The 17990-nt window shown below is 70.4% G+C and carries 20 protein-coding genes, 1 tRNA gene and 1 pseudogene; 9 read left to right on the top strand and 13 right to left on the bottom strand.

Annotated features, from left to right (window positions below):
* Positions 1 to 10: 10 nt before the first annotated feature.
* Positions 11 to 1474 carry an amidase gene (locus FXF68_RS16975; RefSeq protein WP_148760195.1) on the bottom strand — a complete coding sequence of 488 codons (1464 nt, stop codon included), beginning with the start codon at positions 1472 to 1474 and terminating at the stop codon, positions 11 to 13.
* A 210-nt stretch (positions 1475 to 1684) separates the two neighbouring features.
* Between FXF68_RS16975 and FXF68_RS42405 the strand changes: the two genes are divergently transcribed.
* Positions 1685 to 1822, top strand: coding sequence for a hypothetical protein (locus FXF68_RS42405; RefSeq protein WP_222869968.1), 138 nt, complete (start codon positions 1685 to 1687; stop codon positions 1820 to 1822).
* A 96-nt stretch (positions 1823 to 1918) separates the two neighbouring features.
* On the opposite strand, the gene FXF68_RS16965 is transcribed toward FXF68_RS42405, so the two are convergent.
* Positions 1919 to 1991 (bottom strand) — tRNA-Arg (locus FXF68_RS16965).
* A 133-nt stretch (positions 1992 to 2124) separates the two neighbouring features.
* Here FXF68_RS16965 and FXF68_RS16960 point away from each other — a divergent pair.
* The gene (locus tag FXF68_RS16960; protein ID WP_148760191.1) at positions 2125 to 2577 is read left to right on the top strand and encodes a hypothetical protein; all 453 of its coding nucleotides are present in this window, start codon (positions 2125 to 2127) and stop codon (positions 2575 to 2577) included.
* Between the two features lie 82 nt (positions 2578 to 2659).
* On the top strand, positions 2660 to 3685 hold the full coding sequence (locus FXF68_RS16955) for a M15 family metallopeptidase (RefSeq protein ID WP_148760189.1): 1026 nt from the start codon (positions 2660 to 2662) through the stop codon (positions 3683 to 3685).
* A 94-nt stretch (positions 3686 to 3779) separates the two neighbouring features.
* On the opposite strand, the gene FXF68_RS44775 is transcribed toward FXF68_RS16955, so the two are convergent.
* Both FXF68_RS44775 and FXF68_RS44485 read right to left on the bottom strand, forming a co-directional pair.
* Positions 3780 to 3920: a winged helix-turn-helix transcriptional regulator gene (locus tag FXF68_RS44775; protein WP_222869967.1), complete on the bottom strand. Its 141-nt coding sequence runs from the start codon at positions 3918 to 3920 to the stop codon at positions 3780 to 3782.
* 13 nt (positions 3921 to 3933) lie between these two features.
* Positions 3934 to 4164, bottom strand: a complete 231-nt coding sequence (locus tag FXF68_RS44485) for a winged helix-turn-helix transcriptional regulator (protein ID WP_222869966.1) — start codon at positions 4162 to 4164, stop codon at positions 3934 to 3936.
* Positions 4165 to 4315: 151 nt separating this feature from the next.
* Between FXF68_RS44485 and FXF68_RS16945 the strand changes: the two genes are divergently transcribed.
* Positions 4316 to 4597: a nuclear transport factor 2 family protein gene (locus tag FXF68_RS16945; protein ID WP_148760186.1), complete on the top strand. Its 282-nt coding sequence runs from the start codon at positions 4316 to 4318 to the stop codon at positions 4595 to 4597.
* 141 nt (positions 4598 to 4738) lie between these two features.
* On the opposite strand, the gene FXF68_RS16940 is transcribed toward FXF68_RS16945, so the two are convergent.
* The 4 genes from FXF68_RS16940 to FXF68_RS16925 form a co-directional block, all read right to left on the bottom strand.
* Entirely contained in the window at positions 4739 to 5152 is a 414-nt protein-coding gene (locus FXF68_RS16940; protein WP_148760184.1) for an MscL family protein, read from the bottom strand.
* Positions 5153 to 5267: 115 nt separating this feature from the next.
* Positions 5268 to 5897, bottom strand: coding sequence for an SAF domain-containing protein (locus tag FXF68_RS16935; protein WP_148760182.1), 630 nt, complete (start codon positions 5895 to 5897; stop codon positions 5268 to 5270).
* On the bottom strand, positions 5894 to 6721 hold the full coding sequence (locus FXF68_RS16930) for an S-methyl-5'-thioadenosine phosphorylase (RefSeq protein WP_148760180.1): 828 nt from the start codon (positions 6719 to 6721) through the stop codon (positions 5894 to 5896). The genes FXF68_RS16935 and FXF68_RS16930 overlap by 4 nt, the downstream gene beginning before the upstream one ends.
* Positions 6722 to 6864: 143 nt before the next feature.
* Positions 6865 to 9012, bottom strand: a complete 2148-nt coding sequence (locus FXF68_RS16925) for an MMPL family transporter (RefSeq protein ID WP_148760178.1) — start codon at positions 9010 to 9012, stop codon at positions 6865 to 6867.
* 469 nt (positions 9013 to 9481) lie between these two features.
* On the opposite strand from FXF68_RS16925, the gene FXF68_RS44645 reads away from it, so the two are divergent.
* Positions 9482 to 9709, top strand: coding sequence for a hypothetical protein (locus tag FXF68_RS44645; protein WP_342787143.1), 228 nt, complete (start codon positions 9482 to 9484; stop codon positions 9707 to 9709).
* A gap of 14 nt (positions 9710 to 9723) precedes the next feature.
* On the opposite strand, the pseudogene FXF68_RS44640 reads toward FXF68_RS44645, so the two are convergent.
* The 4 genes and pseudogenes from FXF68_RS44640 to FXF68_RS16905 all read right to left on the bottom strand — a co-directional run.
* A pseudogene (locus FXF68_RS44640) lies at positions 9724 to 9864 on the bottom strand (FmdB family zinc ribbon protein); the annotation flags it as partial.
* Between the two features lie 151 nt (positions 9865 to 10015).
* A complete protein-coding gene (locus tag FXF68_RS16915) occupies positions 10016 to 11500 on the bottom strand; it encodes a potassium/proton antiporter (protein WP_148760174.1) in 1485 nt (494 codons plus the stop codon).
* Between the two features lie 103 nt (positions 11501 to 11603).
* On the bottom strand, positions 11604 to 12593 hold the full coding sequence (locus tag FXF68_RS16910; protein WP_148760172.1) for an NAD(P)-dependent oxidoreductase: 990 nt from the start codon (positions 12591 to 12593) through the stop codon (positions 11604 to 11606).
* A 211-nt stretch (positions 12594 to 12804) separates the two neighbouring features.
* The gene (locus tag FXF68_RS16905; RefSeq protein ID WP_148760170.1) at positions 12805 to 13386 is read right to left on the bottom strand and encodes a 5-formyltetrahydrofolate cyclo-ligase; all 582 of its coding nucleotides are present in this window, start codon (positions 13384 to 13386) and stop codon (positions 12805 to 12807) included.
* Between the two features lie 33 nt (positions 13387 to 13419).
* On the opposite strand from FXF68_RS16905, the gene galU reads away from it, so the two are divergent.
* The 4 genes from galU to FXF68_RS16885 are packed head-to-tail and all read left to right on the top strand — an operon-like array spanning position 13420 to position 16678.
* The gene (gene galU / locus FXF68_RS16900) at positions 13420 to 14337 is read left to right on the top strand and encodes a UTP--glucose-1-phosphate uridylyltransferase GalU (protein ID WP_148760168.1); all 918 of its coding nucleotides are present in this window, start codon (positions 13420 to 13422) and stop codon (positions 14335 to 14337) included.
* 59 nt (positions 14338 to 14396) lie between these two features.
* Positions 14397 to 15605, top strand: coding sequence for a molybdotransferase-like divisome protein Glp (gene glp, locus FXF68_RS16895; protein WP_148760166.1), 1209 nt, complete (start codon positions 14397 to 14399; stop codon positions 15603 to 15605).
* On the top strand, positions 15602 to 16084 hold the full coding sequence (moaC, locus tag FXF68_RS16890; RefSeq protein WP_281292215.1) for a cyclic pyranopterin monophosphate synthase MoaC: 483 nt from the start codon (positions 15602 to 15604) through the stop codon (positions 16082 to 16084). The genes glp and moaC overlap by 4 nt, the downstream gene beginning before the upstream one ends.
* 51 nt (positions 16085 to 16135) lie before the next feature.
* Positions 16136 to 16678, top strand: a complete 543-nt coding sequence (locus FXF68_RS16885; RefSeq protein WP_148760841.1) for a MogA/MoaB family molybdenum cofactor biosynthesis protein — start codon at positions 16136 to 16138, stop codon at positions 16676 to 16678.
* 337 nt (positions 16679 to 17015) lie between these two features.
* On the opposite strand, the gene FXF68_RS16875 is transcribed toward FXF68_RS16885, so the two are convergent.
* Entirely contained in the window at positions 17016 to 17801 is a 786-nt protein-coding gene (locus FXF68_RS16875; RefSeq protein ID WP_148760164.1) for a DeoR/GlpR family DNA-binding transcription regulator, read from the bottom strand.
* Between the last annotated feature and the right edge of the window lie 189 nt (positions 17802 to 17990).

Genomic DNA, 17990 nt, shown 5'->3' with positions numbered 1-17990 from the left:
GGGCCGGAATTCACAGCTCCGGATGCCGCAGGTGCCAGTCGGTCTCGCGTTGATAGGCGTCGCCGAGCCGGATCAGCAGTTCCTCGTCGAACGCGCGGCCGACGAACTGGAATCCCAGCGGCATATCATCCTCGTCGAAGCCACCCGGCAGGGTGATCGTCGGGTTGCCGGACATATCGAACGGGGTGACGAAGCGCAGGAAATCGGTCAAGGCGTCGGCGTCGGCGTACAGCGAGTCCTTCTGCGCGAGCGTGAGACTCGTGGTCGGCTGCACCGGAGCCAGCAGGACGTCCACGTCGCGCAGAGTGTGCCTGAGCCCGCCGGTGAACGCGAGCCGCTGGTGGTGTGCACGCATGAGTTCGAGCCCAGACACCGTGTGACCCGGTGCGATGAGGCCGGCGATCGAGCCGGGTGTGTCCACCGGGTTGTATTCCGACGCGCGCGAGGGGAAGGTCTCGTGGTGCGCGAGCGCGGCCTCGGCGCCGGCGTAGCGCGGCCACAGGGCGTTGATGGCGGCGGTGCCGTCAAGGGTGACCTCCGCAATCGTCACGCCCATACGGCGCAGTACGGCCACGACCTCGTCGAGCATCCGGATGGTCTCCGAGTCGACGCGTGTCTCGTTGTAAGAGCGGTCCACACCGACTCGCAGGTCACCGACGGACGCGTCAAGACCGGCCAGATAGTCGGGCACCGGTATGGTCAGGGCCGTCGGATCACGCGGATCCGCCCCGGCGATCGCACCGAGGATCGCGCCCGCGTCGACCGCCGAGCGGGCCATCGGACCGACATGGTCGAGGCTCGCGGCGAGCGCGAAGACGCCATGCCTGCTCACCCGACCCCATGTCGGTTTGATGCCGGTGACGCCGTTGGCCGCCGACGGGTACCGGATCGACCCACCGGTATCGGTACCCAGGGCACCGAATCCGAGACCGGCCGCGACCGCGACGCCCGAACCGCTCGACGAGGCGCCTGACCAGTAGCCGGGGTTCCACGGGTTCCGCGGCGGCGTGACCGACGAATGATGTTCGGCGAACGCGCCCTCGGTGAGTTGCAGCTTGCCGAGCAGGATCGCACCCGCCTCCGTCAGCCGCCGGACCACTGTCGAATCGTACGAGGGCACATGTTCGGAGTGGATCGTGGTGCCTGCCGCGGTGACGATACCGGCGGTGAAGATATTGTCCTTCACCGCGATCGGCACACCGTGCAGGGGCCCTCGATAGCGCCCCGCCTGCATTTCGGCATCCGCGGTCCTGGCCTGTCTGATGGCGGCGTCCGCCGTCACGGTGGCGTAACTGCACAGCGCCGGATCGATGTGTTCGATCCGTGCCAGCAGCGCCTCGGTCAGTTCGACCGGCGTGAGCTCGCGGTCTCGTATCCGTGCCGCGACGTCCAGCAGGCCGGCGTAGTGCACCTCGGAGTCACCGGATACGGCCGGGCCGGCGGGACGTTCGCGGGCGGTATGGCTCGTCGTCATGAAAGGAACATACATACTAGTATGTATGTCGTCAACATGATGCGCCGCCGTCCGGCCCGCCACACACCCTCGGCACTCCTGGTCATTGGGTGTCCGCTTCTCCACCTTTGGGCACACGGGCCGGGCGTTGACGTTCCTGTCCAAGCGGCTCAGCCAGGGCATGACCTGCGACACGGCTCGGCCACGATGCCGCTGGCGGCCTGGGTGCCCATGAAGGCCGTAAGCGAGATCCTCGGGCACGCTTCGGCGGCTTTCACCGCCGATGTGTACACCGTGGTCGCCGAAGATCTCGCCGAGGACGCGGCGGAGAAGATCTCGGCGTGCGTGCCGCGCAGGGGCCGCGCGTAGACCGATGGTGCCACCACGGCCCATATTGATCTTCATTGGCGGGCGCCGCGTTCGAAGTGTGCTGGATCTCGGCAGGTCGGCGCCCTGCTTGGTGGGCGCCTCCGGCAGGATTCGAACCTGCGGCACCCGCTTTAGGAGAGCGGTGCTCTATCCCCTGAGCTACGGAGGCGTGTCGTCGCTGCGGCAAGAGCGTAGCGGACGGCACCTACAGGGTAGGGGACGGGGCGTGCCGGGCGCTCCTTCTTATGGGGCGGCCCGGGGCTCTAGGCCCCGCAGGGGCGGGGTCGGTACGCTTCGATGCCGTGACGGGTCGGCATCGTGGGCAGCCGAAGGACCGGCCTGCCGCGGACGAAGTGGACGAGGCGGACGAGCGGTCGTCCCGGGGCAGGCGGATCGGCATCGTGGCCGGGGCCTTCGTGGTGCCGGTCGTCGTGGCCTCGGTCGTGGCGTTCGGGTTGCGGGACGAGCCGGCGCGGGAGCGCCCCGAGGCGGCGGCGTCCGGGCAGCGGACGACGGCGTCGCCGGCCACGCCCGCGGGGGAGCCGACGTACGGGGAGTACGTGCCGCCGGACGCGGAGCCGCAGGCGGCGACGAAGGCGCCCAGGCGGGCGCCGGCGCCGGTGACGACGCCGCGGAAGCGGAAGCCGGCGCAGCAGTCCCCGGGGAGCAGGACGCGGAGGCCGTGCCCGCCGGGCTGGGACGACGTCTGGTGGCTGCACCGGTGGTGCGAGCGGAACGGTTACCGTGGTCGCTGAGCCGATTACTGACGGGTCACCGTAGAACCTGTAGTAGCGTTCTGCCGCTGATCCGCATTCGGGCATCAGGAGGAAAACCACCGTGCCGAATCCCCGGTCGGCGGCGCTGACAGCGGTCTTCCTGGTGATGACGATGATCTCGCCGCTCTGCGTGGCCGAGGGCCGGGCCGACACCCTCGACGCGCTGCGCCGCGAGGCGTCCAAGGCGCGCGCCGAGTTGGAGAAGGCCACGCAGAAGATGGAGGACCGGAAGAAGGACCTCGCCGCCTCCCAGGTCAAGCTCCGGGGCACGCTCGCGGACCTCGCGGAGGCGGAGGCGGAGCTGAACCGGATCCGGGAGCCGCTGGCCAGGCTGGCGAACAGCTCCTACCAGCAGAGCGGCGCGGCCGGGTCGATGGCGATCTTCGGCGGCGGCGATCCGAGCGAGGCGCTGCGCTCGACGGCGGACGTGACCCTGATCGCCCAGTCCCAGCAGGCGCTGGTCGACCGTGCCGACGAGTTGCAGGACAGGCGGAAGCGGCTCGCGTCGACCGCCCAAGACCTGCAGTCGCGCAACGCGGTCGAGCAGACGCGCCTCCAGCAGGACGTGGACGGCCTGAAGAACAAGTCGGCGGAGCTGACCCAGCAGCTCAACAAGATGCTCGAAAAGCTCGCCGCGGGCAGCCTCAGACGGTTGCAGTTCGGCTGCGACAAGGATCTCGCGGCGGACGCGAAGAAGTTCCCGAACGGGCTCATTCCCGCGAAATACCTGTGCGTCCTGCCGCAGAAGGGCTTCAAGCTCCGGGCGGACGCGGCATTGGCCTTCTACAAGCTCAACGAGGCCTACAAGCGCCGGTTCGGCCGCCAGATGTGCGTCAGGGACGCATACCGGAATCTGTCGGAACAGCACCAGATCTACGCGCAACGGCCGGGATTCGCGGCCGTGCCGGGGACGAGCAACCACGGCAAGGGCCAGGCGGTCGACCTGTGCGGCGGCGTGCAGAATTCGGGCTCCATTCAGTTCAACTGGATGGAGGCCAACGCCGGGAAATACGGCTGGGTGCACCCGGCGTGGGCATACAGCAACCCGTTCGAGCCGTGGCACTGGGAGTTCGGAACCGACGAGTGACCGACCGCCCCGCGACTCTGCACTGAACTAATGGCGGAGGCGAGGCGCGGTCGTCCACTACGGATTGATGTGCCTCAGTGGCTCTGGTCTTGGCTTAGCGGGGTTGTGCGGGTGCGGCGTTCTTGCCCCAATCCCAGAGCGCCTGCAGGACGGGGGCGAGGGCGCGGCCGCGGTCGGTGAGGACGTAGCCGCACCCTTGGGGGCCAGCCCGTCGTGCGGTGCCGGTCGAGCGCACCCGCCTCGACCAACTAGTCCAGCCGGTCGGTGAGGACCTTCTCGGAGAGCGTCGGAAGTGCCTGCGCCAGCTGACTGAAGCTGCGTGGACCGTGGAGGAGTTCGAGGAGCGCCAGGGCGGTCCAGCGTCCGCGCAGCGCGGCGAGAATGATCTCCACCGGGCACGACGGGTCGGGCTCGACCACCGGGCCCTGGCAGCTGTCGAGGAGCTCGGTGGCCGCGTAACCGACCGTTTGGTGAGCCACGTGACGCGGCTCTTTCACGCGCTGGACGCGCGTGATTGGGAAGCGGTGGCCGCACTGGCGGCGGAGCCCATTGATCTCGATTACCCGTCGAAACAGGGCGGCCCGGAACTGGTCTCCACGGACGAGTTCGTAGCGGGGCTGCAGAGTTTTTCTGCCTGGCTTCGATACCACCCAGGACCTACTGGGTCCGATCGTGGTCGAATTGGGCGAGGAACTCACGGCGACGGCGCGGTTCGACGCCCGTGTCACGCACGTGCTCACCGAAACCGTGGATGCCCCTATCTGGGTGATCGGCTGCCACTACAGCATCGGCCTCAAACAAGAGAACGGTGAATGGAGGGCATGCTCCTCGCGCGTCCGGGTGATGTACGAGGAGGGCAACCCCGCCCTGGAAACCGCAGCCCGCGAGCGAGTTCAGCTTTCGTCCCTCTAGACCCGCCCTTGTAACCGGCCCCACCGGGGGCCTGGTGCGGGCTGGAGACGGCTTGGCGGGACCCGAGGCTTGGCGGCGGCCCCGAGGCTTGGCGGGCGGGCTGGGCTTCCAGGCCGGTTCGGTGCGGTGCGCGGCCGTTCGTCAGTGGACCGCCTCGGCGACTGGGGAGACTTCGGCGGTGCAGTAGCGGCAGCGGGTGGCCTTGATGGGGATCTCGCTGAGGCATTCCGGGCATTCGCGCTCGGTCGCCTCCTTGCCCCGGTCCATCCGCTCGATCAGCTTGGTGGTCGGGAGAACGACCAGGAAGTACACGATCGCGGCCGTGATGAAGAACGCGATCGAGGACGTCAGGAAGACCCCGTACGGGAACTTGGTGCCTTCGATCGTGACGGCCAGGCCCGTGTAGTCGGGCTTGCCGCCGATCAGCGCGATGAGGGGGGTGATGAAGGAGTTCGCGAAGTCCTTCACGAGTCCGGCGAAGGCGGCCCCGACGACGAACGCGACCGCGAGTTCGACGAGGTTTCCGCGGATGAGGAACTTCTTGAATCCGCTCATGACGGGCTCCAGGGGTGTCGGGGGTGTGCGTCCCGGTTACGGCCGCACAGGGACGGCTACGGATCGTAATGAAACTGCTGAGGTTCGCCAAATCAGCAGAGAAGCGTCCGGGGGATCAGTGGCCGGTGATCGTCAAGGTCAGCGGGGCGGCGGCGCCGGCGAGGGCCACCGCCTGGGTCCGGTCGGTCGCCACGACCACCAGTGCCCCATCGTGATCATCGCTGGCGGCGCGACGCGGAACGGCCACGACCGGCACCGAGGAGATCACCAACCGAGCCCCACCGGAGACGACGGCGGGCGCGGCGTCCAACGAAGGGGACAACGAGGGGGACGGGGACGGAGCGGCGAGCACGTCGATGCGGTCGCCCGGCCGCACGAGGCGGACGGCCCCGGCGTCCGCGATCCGGACCGGGGTGGCGACCGTGCCGGGGCCGAAGCCGCGCAGGAGCCCGTCGCCGACCAGGCGCGCGTCGGTGAGGGGCTCGCCGCGCCGCATCGGCCCGGCGAGGACGCGCCCGGCCGCGCCGGAGCGGAGGGCGCCGGACGGGACGGCCTCCGGCGGCAGCCGCACCCGCCGCAGGTCGGACGCGGTGAGCGTGGCCCCGGCGCGCAGGTCGCGCGCGGCGGCGAGGACCGCGACGGACGGCGGTGGCCCGGGCCGCAGCGCCGGCAGCGCGAGCCCCGCGGCGGCCGCGGCGAACAGCGCCGCCAGCGGCCGTCGCAGGCGGGCTAACCGGGCGTTCACGGCAGCTCCAGGGGGAGCTTGATGCCGTCCAGGACGTTCGGGCAGGGGCAGTCGCGCTCGGCGGGCAGCGCCTCGACGATGTCGGCCACGACGGCGCGGAGGCGGCCGACGTTCTCGCCGAACACGCGGAGCACCTCGTCCATGGTGACGCCCTCGCCCTCCTCGATCCCGGCGTCGAGGTCGGTGACGAGGCACAGCGGCGTGTAGCAGAGCGCCAGCTCGCGGGCGAGGACGGCCTCGGGGTGGCCGGTCATCCCGATCAGCGTCCAGCCCTGGGAGGCGAACCACTGGGACTCGGCGCGGGTCGAGAAGCGCGGCCCCTCGATGACGACGAGGGTGCCGCCGTCGACCGCGTCCCAGCCGGACGCCCGCGCGGCGGACACGGCGGTGCGGCGGCCCGACGGGCAGTACGGGTCGGAGAACGAGACGTGGACCGCGCCGCCCGTCTCGTAGTAGGTCTGCTCGCGTCCGGACGTGCGGTCGGCGAGCTGGTCGGGGACGGCGAGCGTGCCGGGCCCGTGGTCGCGGGTGAGGGAGCCGACCGCGCTCGGCGCCAGGACCCGCCGGACGCCGAGCGAGCGCAGCGCCCACAGGTTGGCCCGGTAGGGGATCTTGTGCGGCGGGAACCGGTGGTCGCGGCCGTGCCGGGGGACGAAGGCGACGCGCCGCCCCGCCAGCTCGCCGATCGCGACGGGGTCGCTCGGCGGGCCGTAGGGGGTCTCGACCCGCACCTCCTCGATGTCGTCGAGGAAGGAGTAGAACCCGGAGCCGCCGATGACCCCGATCTCGGCGGCGGGCTCGGAACCGGAAGGCTGAGTGGACATGCCGCCGACACTAGCCACCGCCCACGGCCCTTCGGGAGACCGTCCGCCGATTGTGGATAACTCAGCGGGAAGGGGCCCGGCGCAGTCGCCCGCGCCGGGCCCCAAACCCTTTCCCACCAGGCCGGACACCGACCGGAGCGGTGTCAGCCGACCGGGTCGAGCACCTTCCGCCGGTCGTCGTCGGACGGGGTGTCCTTGGCGAGGCGTCCCGGCGTCCAGATGCGGCGGCCGATGTCGTACGACAGGGCCGGGAGCAGCAGGGACCGGACGACCAGCGTGTCCAGCAGGACGCCGAACGCGACCGCGAAGCCCATCTCGACCATGAACACCAGTGGCAGCGTGACCATGGACGCGAACGTCGCCGCGAGCACCAGCCCGGCCGAGGTGATCACGCCGCCGGTGACGGTGAGGCCGCGCCGGATGCCGCGCCGCGTCCCGAGGGCCTGCGACTCCTCCCGGACACGGTGCATCAGGAAGATGTTGTAGTCGACCCCGAGCGCGACCAGGAAGATGAACGCGAGCAGGGGGAACCCGGAGTCGGTCCCCTCGAACCCGAACCCGTGCTGGAAGATCAGGGCGCAGGCGCCCAGCGAGGCGAGGAACGACAGCACCACGGTGCCCATCATCAGCAGCGGCGCGACGACGGCCCGCAGCAGCGCGATGAGGATCAGGAACACCACGCCCAGCACGATCGGGATGATCACCTTGTTGTCGCGGGCGGAGGCCCGCTTGATGTCGAGGGCGGTCGCGGTCATGCCGCCGACCTTGGCGTCCGCGGACGGGACGCGGTGCACCCCGTCCCGCAGCCGGTCGATCGTGCCGCGCGCCGCGTCGCTGTCGGCCGGGTACTTCAGCGTCGCCTCGTACTTGACCAGGCCGTTCGCGGTGGCGGGCGGGCCGACCTCGGCGACTCCGGCCGTCCCGCGGACGGTCTCGGCGACCCGGTCGGACGCCCCGGCCTTGGCGATGATGACGGCGGGCGAGCCGGAGCCCGCGGGGAAGTGCCGGGCGACGACCTCCTCGCCCTTGATGGAGTCGGGACGTCCGGTGAACTGTCCCGCGTTCGACAGCCCGTCGGCCTTGAGCGAGCCCAGGCCGAGGGTGAGGCCGATCAGGCCCAGCATGGTGAGGGCCCAGAGCGCGCGCGGGCGCCTCGCGACGAGACCGGCGATTTTGCTCCACACCCCGTGCTCGGCCTCATACGCCTCTGGCCGCAGGTACTTGGCGTCATAGCGGGGGATCAGCGGCCAGAACAGCCACCGGCCGAAGATGACGAGAAGCGCGGGCAGAAGGGTCGTCATAGCGGCGAGAGCGGTGAGGACGCCCGCCGCGGCGACCGGGCCCATGCCGGCGGTGGAGTTCATCTCCGCCAGCAGCAGGCACAGCAGGCCGATGGCGACGGTGGCGGCCGACGCGATGATGGCGGGGGCCGCGCGGTGCAGCGCGTACGCCATGGCCTCGTGCCGGTCCTCGTGCCGGTGCAGTTCTTCCCGGTAGCGGGCGACGAGCAGGAGCGCGTAGTCGGTGGCGACGCCGAACACGAGAACGGTCAGGATTCCGGCGCTCTGTCCGTTCACGGTGAGGTCGCCGTACTTGGCGAGCAGATACACCAGCGACTGGGCGAGCCCAAGCGCGAACACCGCGCTCAGTACGGGGACGAACCAGAGCCCAGGGCTGCGGTAGATGATGAGCAACAGGACGATGACGACCGCGCCCGCCGCGAGGAGCAGGAAGCCGTCCAGGCTCTGGAAGACCTCGAACTGGTCGGCGCCGCCGCCCGCGGGACCGGTGACGTGCGCGGTCAGTCCGGGCGGCCCGCGCTGGGTGAGGTCGCGCGCCTGGTCGACGGCGCCGGTGATGTCCTCGTCGGTGAGGGGCACGAGGGTCTGCAGCGCCTTCCCGTCCTTGGACGGGAACGGTCCCTGCGCCTTCTGCGCGCCGGGAAGCTTCTGCAGGGCGGGGACGTCCGACGCGGCCTTGGCGCGGTCCTGCGCGGTGATTCCGCCAGAGCGTTCGTAGACGATGACCGCGAGCATGGTCTCGTCCTTGCGGAACCGTTCTTCGAGTTCCACCACCTGGGTCGATTCGGCCCCTTCGGGGAGCCAGGACGCCGCGTCGTTCTTCTCGACGTCGCCGAGCTTGCCGGCGAGCGGCCCGAGGGCGACCAGCAGGACGACCCACACGGCCAGGACGGCCCATTTCGTGCGCCGTCCGGCGATGAGTCCGGCCAGGCGGTGGGCCGCCGACCTCGGGGCCTCCGACCTGGGGGGAGCCGGGCTGTGTCCGCTCATGGTTCCTCTCCTGTGCGCGGGCATTCAAGATATGTCGCGTTCTGGGTAGGATGTCTCGATGACCGAGACATGTCAAGTAGTATCGCGAGATTTCGGCTGCTGGGCGAGTATCTCTGCTTAAGAGTCTCTCTAAAATAGAGCTACTTGTCAACCGGGAGGGCGGCCAGGAGATTCACCCGTCCCTCAAGGCCCCTCAATCGTCGCGAGGGGGCGCCGGGTCGCGCGTCGGGCGTGGGGCGCGATCCGTGCTACGCCCGCTGGGGCATGGGGGAGGGCGCGGCTACCTCTTGAGATGTAGAAGGCGCGCCCCCCGCAAGGGCGGGCGCGCCGCGAAAGGAACAGCCGCGAAGGCACAAGGACAGGCGTGCATGCCTAAGGCCGGAGGATCACATCCCCGGACGGACCTGGACGGACGTCCGGGACGAACCCTCCGGCTAGGTGGTGCCGGGGTCTGAAGGGTCAGGCGACCTTGCTGGACGACGACGACTTGCTGGACGACGACTTGCTGGAGGACGACGAGTCGCCCCCAGACGAAGACGAGCCCGACGAAGACGAAGACGAGGACGACGAAGAGGTCGAGTCGGACGACGACGAGGACGAGTCCGACTTGGACGCCTCACCGTTCGACGACGAGCCGTTCGACGACGCGGTCGTGGTCGAGGACTTGCCGGAGCCCGAGCGGCTGTCCGTCCGGTAGAAGCCCGAACCCTTGAAGATGATCCCCGCCGCCGAGAAGACCTTGCGGAGCTTGCCGTTACAGGCCGGGCACTCGGTCAGCGCGTCGTCGCTGAACTTCTGCACGACCTCCAGAGGCTCGCCGCACTCGGTGCAAACGTACTGATACGTCGGCACGGTTCCTCCTCGTTGACTCAGCCTGCCGGATCCGCGGGCTGGCACTCACTCTGAACGACTGCTAATGGTACCGATCCTTGGAACAGGATTCGCCCCCGGCCTGTTCCCTAACCGGTCATCAGGCCCGTCACCAGGCGAACCGCCAGAATGGTCACGTTCCCTGCTCGCCGAACCAGCCCGCCAGCTTCCCCCTGCGGCTCACCGCGCGCAGGCGGCGTTCGGTCGACTCCCGTACGGCGTCGGTGGTGACGACCAGGAGAGTGTCACCCGCGTGGAGGGGCGTCGTGGGTTCGGGGACGAAACTCGTCCCGTCCCGGACGATGAGGGTGACGGACGCACCCGGAGGGAGCCGCAGCTCGAATATCTCCACTCCGCTCAGCATGGAGTCGACCGGTATACGCACTTCCAGCAGATCGGCGTGCAGTTCCTCCAGGGGAGCGGCTTCGACGTCCAGTTCGCGGGTCTGCTCGTCGCTCTCCAACCGGCACCACTTCGCCGCCAAGGGCAGCGTGGGCCCCTGCAACAGGGTGAACACCACGACGATGTTGAAGACGATCGCGAACATGCGGTCGGCGCTCTCCACGTCCTGCACCATCGGGATGGTGGCGAGGACGATCGGGACCGCGCCCCGCAGCCCCGCCCAGGACGCGAAGAGCTTCTCTCCCCACGACATCTTGAACCCGACCGTGGAGACCACGACCGACACCGGACGCGCGATCAGCAGCAGCACGAACCCGACCACCAGGGTGGGGACGATCTGCCGGGGCAGTTCGCTGGGCGAGGCCAGCAGCCCCAGCATCACGAACAGCCCGATCTGGGCGAGCCAGCCGACGCCCTCGGCGAAGCCGCGCGTGGCCGGACGGTGGGGGAGCCGCGCGTTGCCGAGCACGACCGCGCTGACGTAGACGGCGAGGAACCCGCTGGCGTGCAGCAGCGTCGCCGCGCCGTACGAGCCGATCGACAGGGACAGCACCGCGATCGGGTAGAGGCCGGACGCGGGCAGCGCGACGCGGCGCAGCCCCTGCGCGCCGAGCCAGCCGACGACGATGCCGATGATCGCGCCCGCGGCCAGCTCGTACACCATGACGCCGAACAGCTCGGCGAGGTTGGGGACGCCGGTGTGCGTGCTCAGCGTCACCACGATGATCACGACGGGCGCGTCGTTGAAGCCGGACTCGGCCTCCAGCAGCCCGGACAGCCGGGACGGCAGCGGCAGGCGCCGCAGCACCGAGAACACGGCGGCGGCGTCGGTCGGGGCGAGCACGGCGGCGAGCAGGAACGCGGGCCGCCAGTCCAGGCCGACGAGCCACATGGCGGCGAGGCCGACCACGAGAATGCTGACCAGCGTGCCGACGATGGACACGCTGATCGCCGCGGGCACGGCCTTGCGGACGTGCCGCCAGCTCGTGGTCAGGCCGCCCTCGGCGAGGATCAGGACGAGCGCGGCGAGGCCGAGGGTCTCGGCCAGCTCGACGTCGTCGAAGTTGATGTGGAGGGGGCCGGACTCGCCGATGAGGAGGCCGAGGCCCATGTACGCCAGCAGGGTCGGGAGGCCCGCCTGGTGCGACAGCCTGACCGCGACGATGGCGCAGAGTACGAGCGTGGCCCCGAGGAGTAGCCAGAGGTCGAGATGCACATCCCACCCTTCGAGGTCGTCAAAGTTGATCGTTGAGGAATCCTACAGATTCATCGGCCGATCGCGTATTTTCGGTTGATGGTCGGCATGTCGGAAACGCTCGTTATCGGCGTCTGACCTGCGGGTTCATTCCGTTCACGATATGGCGGACGTCCCGGCCCTCGACGGCCGCGGTCACGTTGTCCCGCACCAGGGCCGCCAGGTTCAGTTGGGACTGGACGGATCCTCCGGCCGTGTGCGGCGACAGCAGGACGTTCTCGTGGGAACGGAGCGGATGCTCCACCGGAAGGGGTTCCTGGTCGAACACGTCTAGGGCCGCGCCAGCGAGACGTCCCGAATTCAGTGCGTCGAGGACGGCGTCGTCAGGCGCGATACCGCCACGGGCCACGTTCACCAGAAGAGCGTTGTCCGGCAGTAGGGCGAGGCGTTCGGGACCGATCAGGTTCTTGGTCTCGGGGGTGCGAGGCAGGGCGATGACGAGGATGTCGGACGTCGCCATGAGGTCGTCCAGGTCGCGGTACGTCGCTGCTGCGTCGGGACGCTTCCGCCTCGTCCAGTAGGACACCGTGCAGCCGAGCGCGGTGAAAAGCCGTGCCGCCTCAGAGCCGATCGCCCCGAAACCCACGATGCCGACCCGCTGCGTGTGGATTTCGCGTGGTGTCCTCGCGGTCATCTCCATCTGCGGCCATCCGCCCGCACGGACCGCACGGTCGCCCCAGGCGAGGTTCCTGCACAGTGAGAACGCGGCGCCCACCGCCCACTCGGCCACGCCCCGCGCGTTGAACCCGGCGGCGTTCGCCACGGGAACCCCGGCGGCCGTCAGGGCGGCGACGTCGATGCTGTCCGTCCCGACGGCGGGCATCTGGACGAACGCCACCCGCGACGCGGCGGCGACGGCCTCGGCGTCCAGCGCGAGCCGTCCGCTGAAGTCGGCGATCACGATGTCCGCCTTGGGCAGCGCGTCGAGCAGGGCGGCGCGGTCGCGCGTTGCTGGGAACGCGACCTCGGCGGCGCCGCCGAGCGGCGCGAACAGGCCCCGGACGAGGTCTTCGTCGATCGGGGGCAGGGAAAGGATCCGCCACGGCGCCGTCATATTCGAACCTCCCGTTCCGACCTCCGCCGAGACCGCGCCCCCCGAGCCGCGATCTTGCCCTCACTCTATGGGCCGCCCCGAAAGGCGAACGGAACAGCCCGCAGGGAGCAGGCCGGACGGAACAGCCCGCAGGGAGCAGGCCGGACGGAGCAGGCCGGACGGAGCAGGCCGGACGGTCAGCTGAGGCCGAACCTTCAGCCGGGGCGGACGGTCAGCTGAGGCGGACGAGGCCGTCCGAAGGCGTCACGGCCGCTCGGACGCGCCGGTCGTGCGGCTCCGACCGCAGCGCCGGGACGAGCTCCCCGTCGTACAGCAGCGCCACCGTCAGGATCGCCGGGCCGACCCGCGTGAGCGCCCGGTCGTAGGAGCCGCCGCCGCGGCCGAGCCGCAGGCCCGTCCGGTCGGCCGCGAGCGCCGGGACGAGGACGACGTCCGCGCTGGCCACGGCCCCGACGCCGCGCGGAGGCTCGGACGGCTCCAGGCACCCGCGCGGCCCCGGGACGAGCGAGTCGGGCCCCTCGTAGGACGCCCAGTCGAGGTCGCCGTCCGGGAGCAGGCGGGGGAGGATCACGTACGTCCCGCGCTTCCACAGCGCGAACAGCAGGCCGCGCGTGTCGGGCTCGGTGCCCACCGAGACGTAGGCGGCGACCGTCCCCGCCATCTCGACCTCCGGCAGGGACAGCAGCGCGTCCCGGATCGATCGTCCGGCTGCGGAGCGGGCCTCCGGCGGCATCGCGGCACGTCTGTCCAGCACCGCGGCCCGGAGGTCGGTCTTTGAAAGGATGTCCTGCACGCTGGCGTCCTCGTGGGTGGTTAGGGTCTCTACATGGCCGACATCACACCTGTGCTCAAGGCGGTCGTCCCGGCGGCCGGTCTCGGTACCCGATTCTTGCCCGCCACCAAGGCGACTCCCAAGGAAATGCTGCCCATCGTCGACAAACCGGCGATCCAGTACGTCGTGGAGGAGGCGGTCGACGCCGGGCTGAGCGACGTCCTCATGGTCACCGGCCGGAGCAAGCGGTCCATCGAGGACCACTTCGACCGAGCCTACGAGCTCGAGGAGGCGCTGCGCGCCAAGGGCGACGCTGAGCGGCTCGACGCCGTCCACGAGTCGAGCGACCTCGCGATCATGCACTACGTGCGGCAGGGCGAGCCGCGCGGGCTCGGGCACGCCGTGCACTGCGCGCGGCAGCACGTCGGTCACGAGCCGTTCGCGGTGCTGCTCGGCGACGACATGATCGACGCCCGGGACAAGCTGCTGCGGCGCATGATCGAGGTGCGGAACCAGTTCGGCGGCAGCGTGATCGCGCTGATGGAGGTCGAGCCCGACCAGGTCTCGGCGTACGGGTGCGCGGCCATCGAGCCGACGGACGAGGACGACGTCGTCCGCATCTCCGACCTCGTGGAGAAGCCGTCCATCGAGGAGGCGCCCAGCAACTGGATCATCATCGGCCGGTACGTCTGCGACCCCGCGGTGTTCGACGTCCTGGAGAAGACCCCGCCCGGGCGCGGCGGCGAGATCCAGTTGACCGACGCGCTGCGCACCCTCGCCGACATGCCCGCCGAGCAGGGCGGCGGCGTGTACGGCGTGAAGTTCCGGGGCCGCCGCTACGACACCGGCAACAAGCTGGAGTACCTGCGGACGGTCGTCCAGTTCGCGGCGGAACGTCCTGACCTGGCGCCGGAGTTCATGCCCTGGCTGCGCGAGTTCGTCCGCGACCAGGACGCCTCCGGGGAGTCGTGACGAGCGGGACGGGAAGCGGGACAGGAACCGGGACAGGAAGCGGGACGGGGACGGCGGGCATGCGCACGGTCGGCGAGCACCTGGACGACATCCTCGGCAGCGTGGCGGTCCTGCCGCCGCTCGACCTCGCGCTGCTGGAGGCCCAGGGGGCGGTGCTCGCCGAACCCGTGACGGCGCCGGTGCCGCTGCCGCCGTTCGACAACTCGGCGATGGACGGCTACGCGGTCGTCGCGGCCGACATCGCCGCCGCCACCGAGGCGGAGCCGGTCGCGCTGCCCGTCGTCGGCGACATCGTGGCGGGCGACACGGGTGTGGCGGCGATCCGTCCCGGGCTGTCCGCCCGGATCATGACGGGCGCGCCGCTGCCCGCCGGGGCCGACGCGGTCGTCCCGGTCGAGTGGACGGACGGCGGCAACGCCACCGTCCGGATCTCGCGCGCCGCGCCGCCCGGCAACTACATCCGCCGCGCGGGCGAGGACGTGATCGCGGGCCAGGTCGTGGTGGAGGCGGGCACGCGGCTCGGCGCGGCGCAGCTCGGCATGATCGCCGCGGTGGGACGGCCCCGGGTGACCGTCCGGCCGAAGCCGCGGGTCGTGGTCGTCTCCACCGGGGACGAACTGCGCGAACCGGGCGAGCAGCTCGCGCCCGGGCAGATCTGGGAGTCCAACGCCTACATGCTCACCGCGGCCGTCATCGAGGCCGGGGGAGTCGGCTACCGGCAGGCGACCGTGGAGGACGAACCCCGCAAGGTCATGGAGATGCTGGAGGACCAGCTCGTCCGGGCCGACGCCATCGTCACCACGGGCGGCGTCTCCATGGGTACGCGGGACGTGGTCAAGGAAGTGCTCGCCGGTACCGGGACGGTGAATTTTCACAAGGTGCGGATGCGTCCTGGAAAGCCGCAAGGGTTCGGCTTGCTGGAAGGAACGCCGGTTTTCACGCTTCCCGGTAATCCGGTGAGCGCGTATGTGTCGTTCCAGGTTTTCGTGCGTCCCGCGCTGCGGGCCATGCAGGGGCTGCCGCCTGATACAGGGGCGAAGGTGAGCGCTGTTCTGGGCGAGGACGTCAAATCGCCTGCGGGGCTTCGTCATTTCCTGCGCGGCAGGCTGTCGTTCAACCGCGGCTTCTACACGGTCACGGCTGCGGGCGTGCAGGGCTCGCACCAGCTCGGCTCCCTGGCGACGGCGAACGCGCTCATCGAATTGCCAGAGGACGTGGAGGCCCTCCCGGCCGGGTCGCACGTCGACGTGATGAGATTGCCGTCGTGAGTGCCAAGGGTTCTTCCGAATTCACCCACCTGGACGACGCGGGCGCGGCGCGGATGGTCGACGTCTCCGCGAAGGACGTGTCGTCCAGGACGGCGACCGCTACCGGGTTCGTTCGGCTGTCGGCCGAGTGCGTTGCTTTGCTGCGGGCGGGTGACATTCCCAAGGGCGATGCCCTGTCCGTCGCGCGGATCGCCGGGATCATGGGGGCCAAGCGGGTGCCGGACCTCGTCCCGCTGTGCCATCCGATCGCGCTGCACGGCGTCACCGTCGACCTGGAGGTCCGGGAGGGGGGTGTCGCGATCACCGCCGTGACCCGCACCGCCGACCGGACGGGAGTGGAGATGGAGGCGCTGACCTCGGTGAGCGTCGCGGCGCTGGCGCTGGTCGACATGGTCAAGGCCGTTGACCCGGCGGCGGTGATCACGGACGTCCGGGTCGAGGAGAAGACCGGCGGCAAGACCGGGACATGGCGTCGGTGAGCGGTGTGGCGGTGAGCGGGCGTGACGGGCGTCGATGAGGGCGGGGTGCCTATGAGCGGGGCGTCGACGAGCGGAGCGCCGGGGTCCGGGTCCGGGGCCGGGGCGGCGGCGATCAGGGCGATGGCGGTCACCGTGTCGAACCGCGCCGCCGCTGGGATTTACGCCGACAAATCGGGACCGGTGCTGGTCGAGATGCTGGAGGACCTCGGCTGCCAGGTGGACGGCCCGGTCGTCGTCCCTGATGGTGAGCCGGTCGCGGACGTCCTGCGCGACGCGGTCGCCGCCGGGTACGACGTCGTCGTCACGTCCGGCGGGACGGGGCTCACCCCGACCGACCAGACCCCCGAGATGACCCGCCGGGTGCTCGAATGGGAGATCCCCGGCATCGCGGAGGCCATCCGGATGGAGGGGCGCGACGCAGTGCCTGCGGCGATCCTGTCGCGCGGGGTCGCCGGAGTGGCGGGCGGCACGCTCATCGTGAACCTGCCGGGCTCGACGGGCGGCGTCCGCGACGGGATGACGGTGCTGGGCCGCGTCCTCGCCCACGCCGTGGACCAGATCAAAGGCGGCGACCACCCCCGCCCTTCAGCCTGACCCGTCCACCGGCTTGGCCGCGTCCACCGGCTTGGCCGCGTCGACCGGCTTGACCGCGTCGACCGGCTTGACCGCGTCGACCGGCTTGACCGCGTCGACCGGCTTGACCGCGTCGACCGGCCTGACCGCGTCGACCAGCTTGTCCCGCCCAGCGGCCTGATCACGACCATGTGAAAAGCAGGCCCCTCCCGCCCGGGGGCAGGCCCCAATACCTCCATCGTCAAGCCCCGCCTGACCCGGAGGAAGCAGAACCGCCTCCTGTGGAAAACTCCGCCGGCACCGCCGGCGCCGCTGGCAGCGCTTGGGCGAGCGGCGGATGAGGCTTGGCCGCTTTCGGCTACGCCTGGATCACGTGGACGCCTGCCTCGGTGAAGGCCGCCACCTCGTCCTCGGCCACCTTCGCGTCCGTCACCAGGACGTCGATCTCCGCGATGTCGCAGATGCGGGCGAACGCCCGATGCCCCACCTTCGAGCCGTCCGCGACGACCACGACCTTGTCGGCGCGCTCGGCCATCCGCCGGTTCACGTCCGCCTCGCCCTCGTTGTGGCAGGTCGCGCCGTGCCGGGCGTCCACCCCGTTCACGCCGAGGATCGCGACGTCCAGCGTCACGTGGTCGAAGATCCCGGTGGCCAGCGGCCCGGTCAGCTCGTACGACTGCGGCCGCGGCACCCCGCCGGTCAGGACGATCTTCACATGCGGCCGGACGGCCAGCTCGTTCCCGATGTTCAGCGCGTTCGTCACGATCGTGATCGCCGGGGACGCCCCCTCCGCGTGCAGGTCGGCGCGCGTCGCGAGGACCCGCGCCACCTCGGACGTCGTCGTCCCGCCGTTCAGCCCGATGATCGAGCCGGGCTTCGCGAGCTCCGCCGTCGCCGCCGCGATCCGCTGCTTCTCCGTCGCGTGCCGCGCCGCCTTGTACCGCAGCGGCAGGTCGTAGCTGACGCTCTGCGCGACCGCGCCGCCGCGGGTGCGGGTCAGCATCTGCTGCTGCGCGAGCTGGTCGAAGTCGCGGCGGATCGTCGCCGCGGACACGTTCATCCGCGTGGACGCCTCCTCGACCGTCAGCCGCCCGGCGTCCGCGAGGAGTTCCAGCAGCGAGTTCCAGCGTTCATGCCGGGTCACACCGGCCCCCTCTCATACAGACCATGCGGATTGTGCGGACCATGCGGATCGTGCGGACGGGCGTGCGGGGAAAAGCGGGAAAGAGCGGGGAAGAGCCGCATCACGGATTCTAGCCATGCACACCCATGGCCTTTATTGCACATTCAGGCCATGAAACAATCAACAACGATCAACAGGGAGGTTCGATGC

Origin of the sequence: Actinomadura decatromicini (assembly GCF_008121305.1) — a bacterium.
GTDB classification, from domain to species: Bacteria; Actinomycetota; Actinomycetes; order Streptosporangiales; family Streptosporangiaceae; genus Spirillospora; species Spirillospora syzygii.
Note: the sequence above shows the minus strand (reverse complement) of the source record. Positions and strands in the feature narration are given on the sequence as shown.

What these genes read in the sequence shown, in the direction of transcription:
- FXF68_RS16925 (WP_148760178.1), bottom strand. Translation starts at nt 9,012, where the DNA reads ATGAGCGGACACAGCCCGGCTCCCCCCAGGTCGGAGGCCCCGAGGTCG.
- FXF68_RS16940 (WP_148760184.1), bottom strand. Translation starts at nt 5,152, where the DNA reads ATGAGCGGATTCAAGAAGTTCCTCATCCGCGGAAACCTCGTCGAACTC.
- FXF68_RS16885 (WP_148760841.1), top strand. Translation starts at nt 16,136, where the DNA reads ATGAGCGGGGCGTCGACGAGCGGAGCGCCGGGGTCCGGGTCCGGGGCC.
- galU (WP_148760168.1), top strand. Translation starts at nt 13,420, where the DNA reads ATGGCCGACATCACACCTGTGCTCAAGGCGGTCGTCCCGGCGGCCGGT.
- FXF68_RS16930 (WP_148760180.1), bottom strand. Translation starts at nt 6,721, where the DNA reads ATGTCCACTCAGCCTTCCGGTTCCGAGCCCGCCGCCGAGATCGGGGTC.
- glp (WP_148760166.1), top strand. Translation starts at nt 14,397, where the DNA reads ATGCGCACGGTCGGCGAGCACCTGGACGACATCCTCGGCAGCGTGGCG.
- FXF68_RS16910 (WP_148760172.1), bottom strand. Translation starts at nt 12,593, where the DNA reads ATGACGGCGCCGTGGCGGATCCTTTCCCTGCCCCCGATCGACGAAGAC.
- FXF68_RS42405 (WP_222869968.1), top strand. Translation starts at nt 1,685, where the DNA reads ATGAAGGCCGTAAGCGAGATCCTCGGGCACGCTTCGGCGGCTTTCACC.
- FXF68_RS16975 (WP_148760195.1), bottom strand. Translation starts at nt 1,474, where the DNA reads ATGACGACGAGCCATACCGCCCGCGAACGTCCCGCCGGCCCGGCCGTA.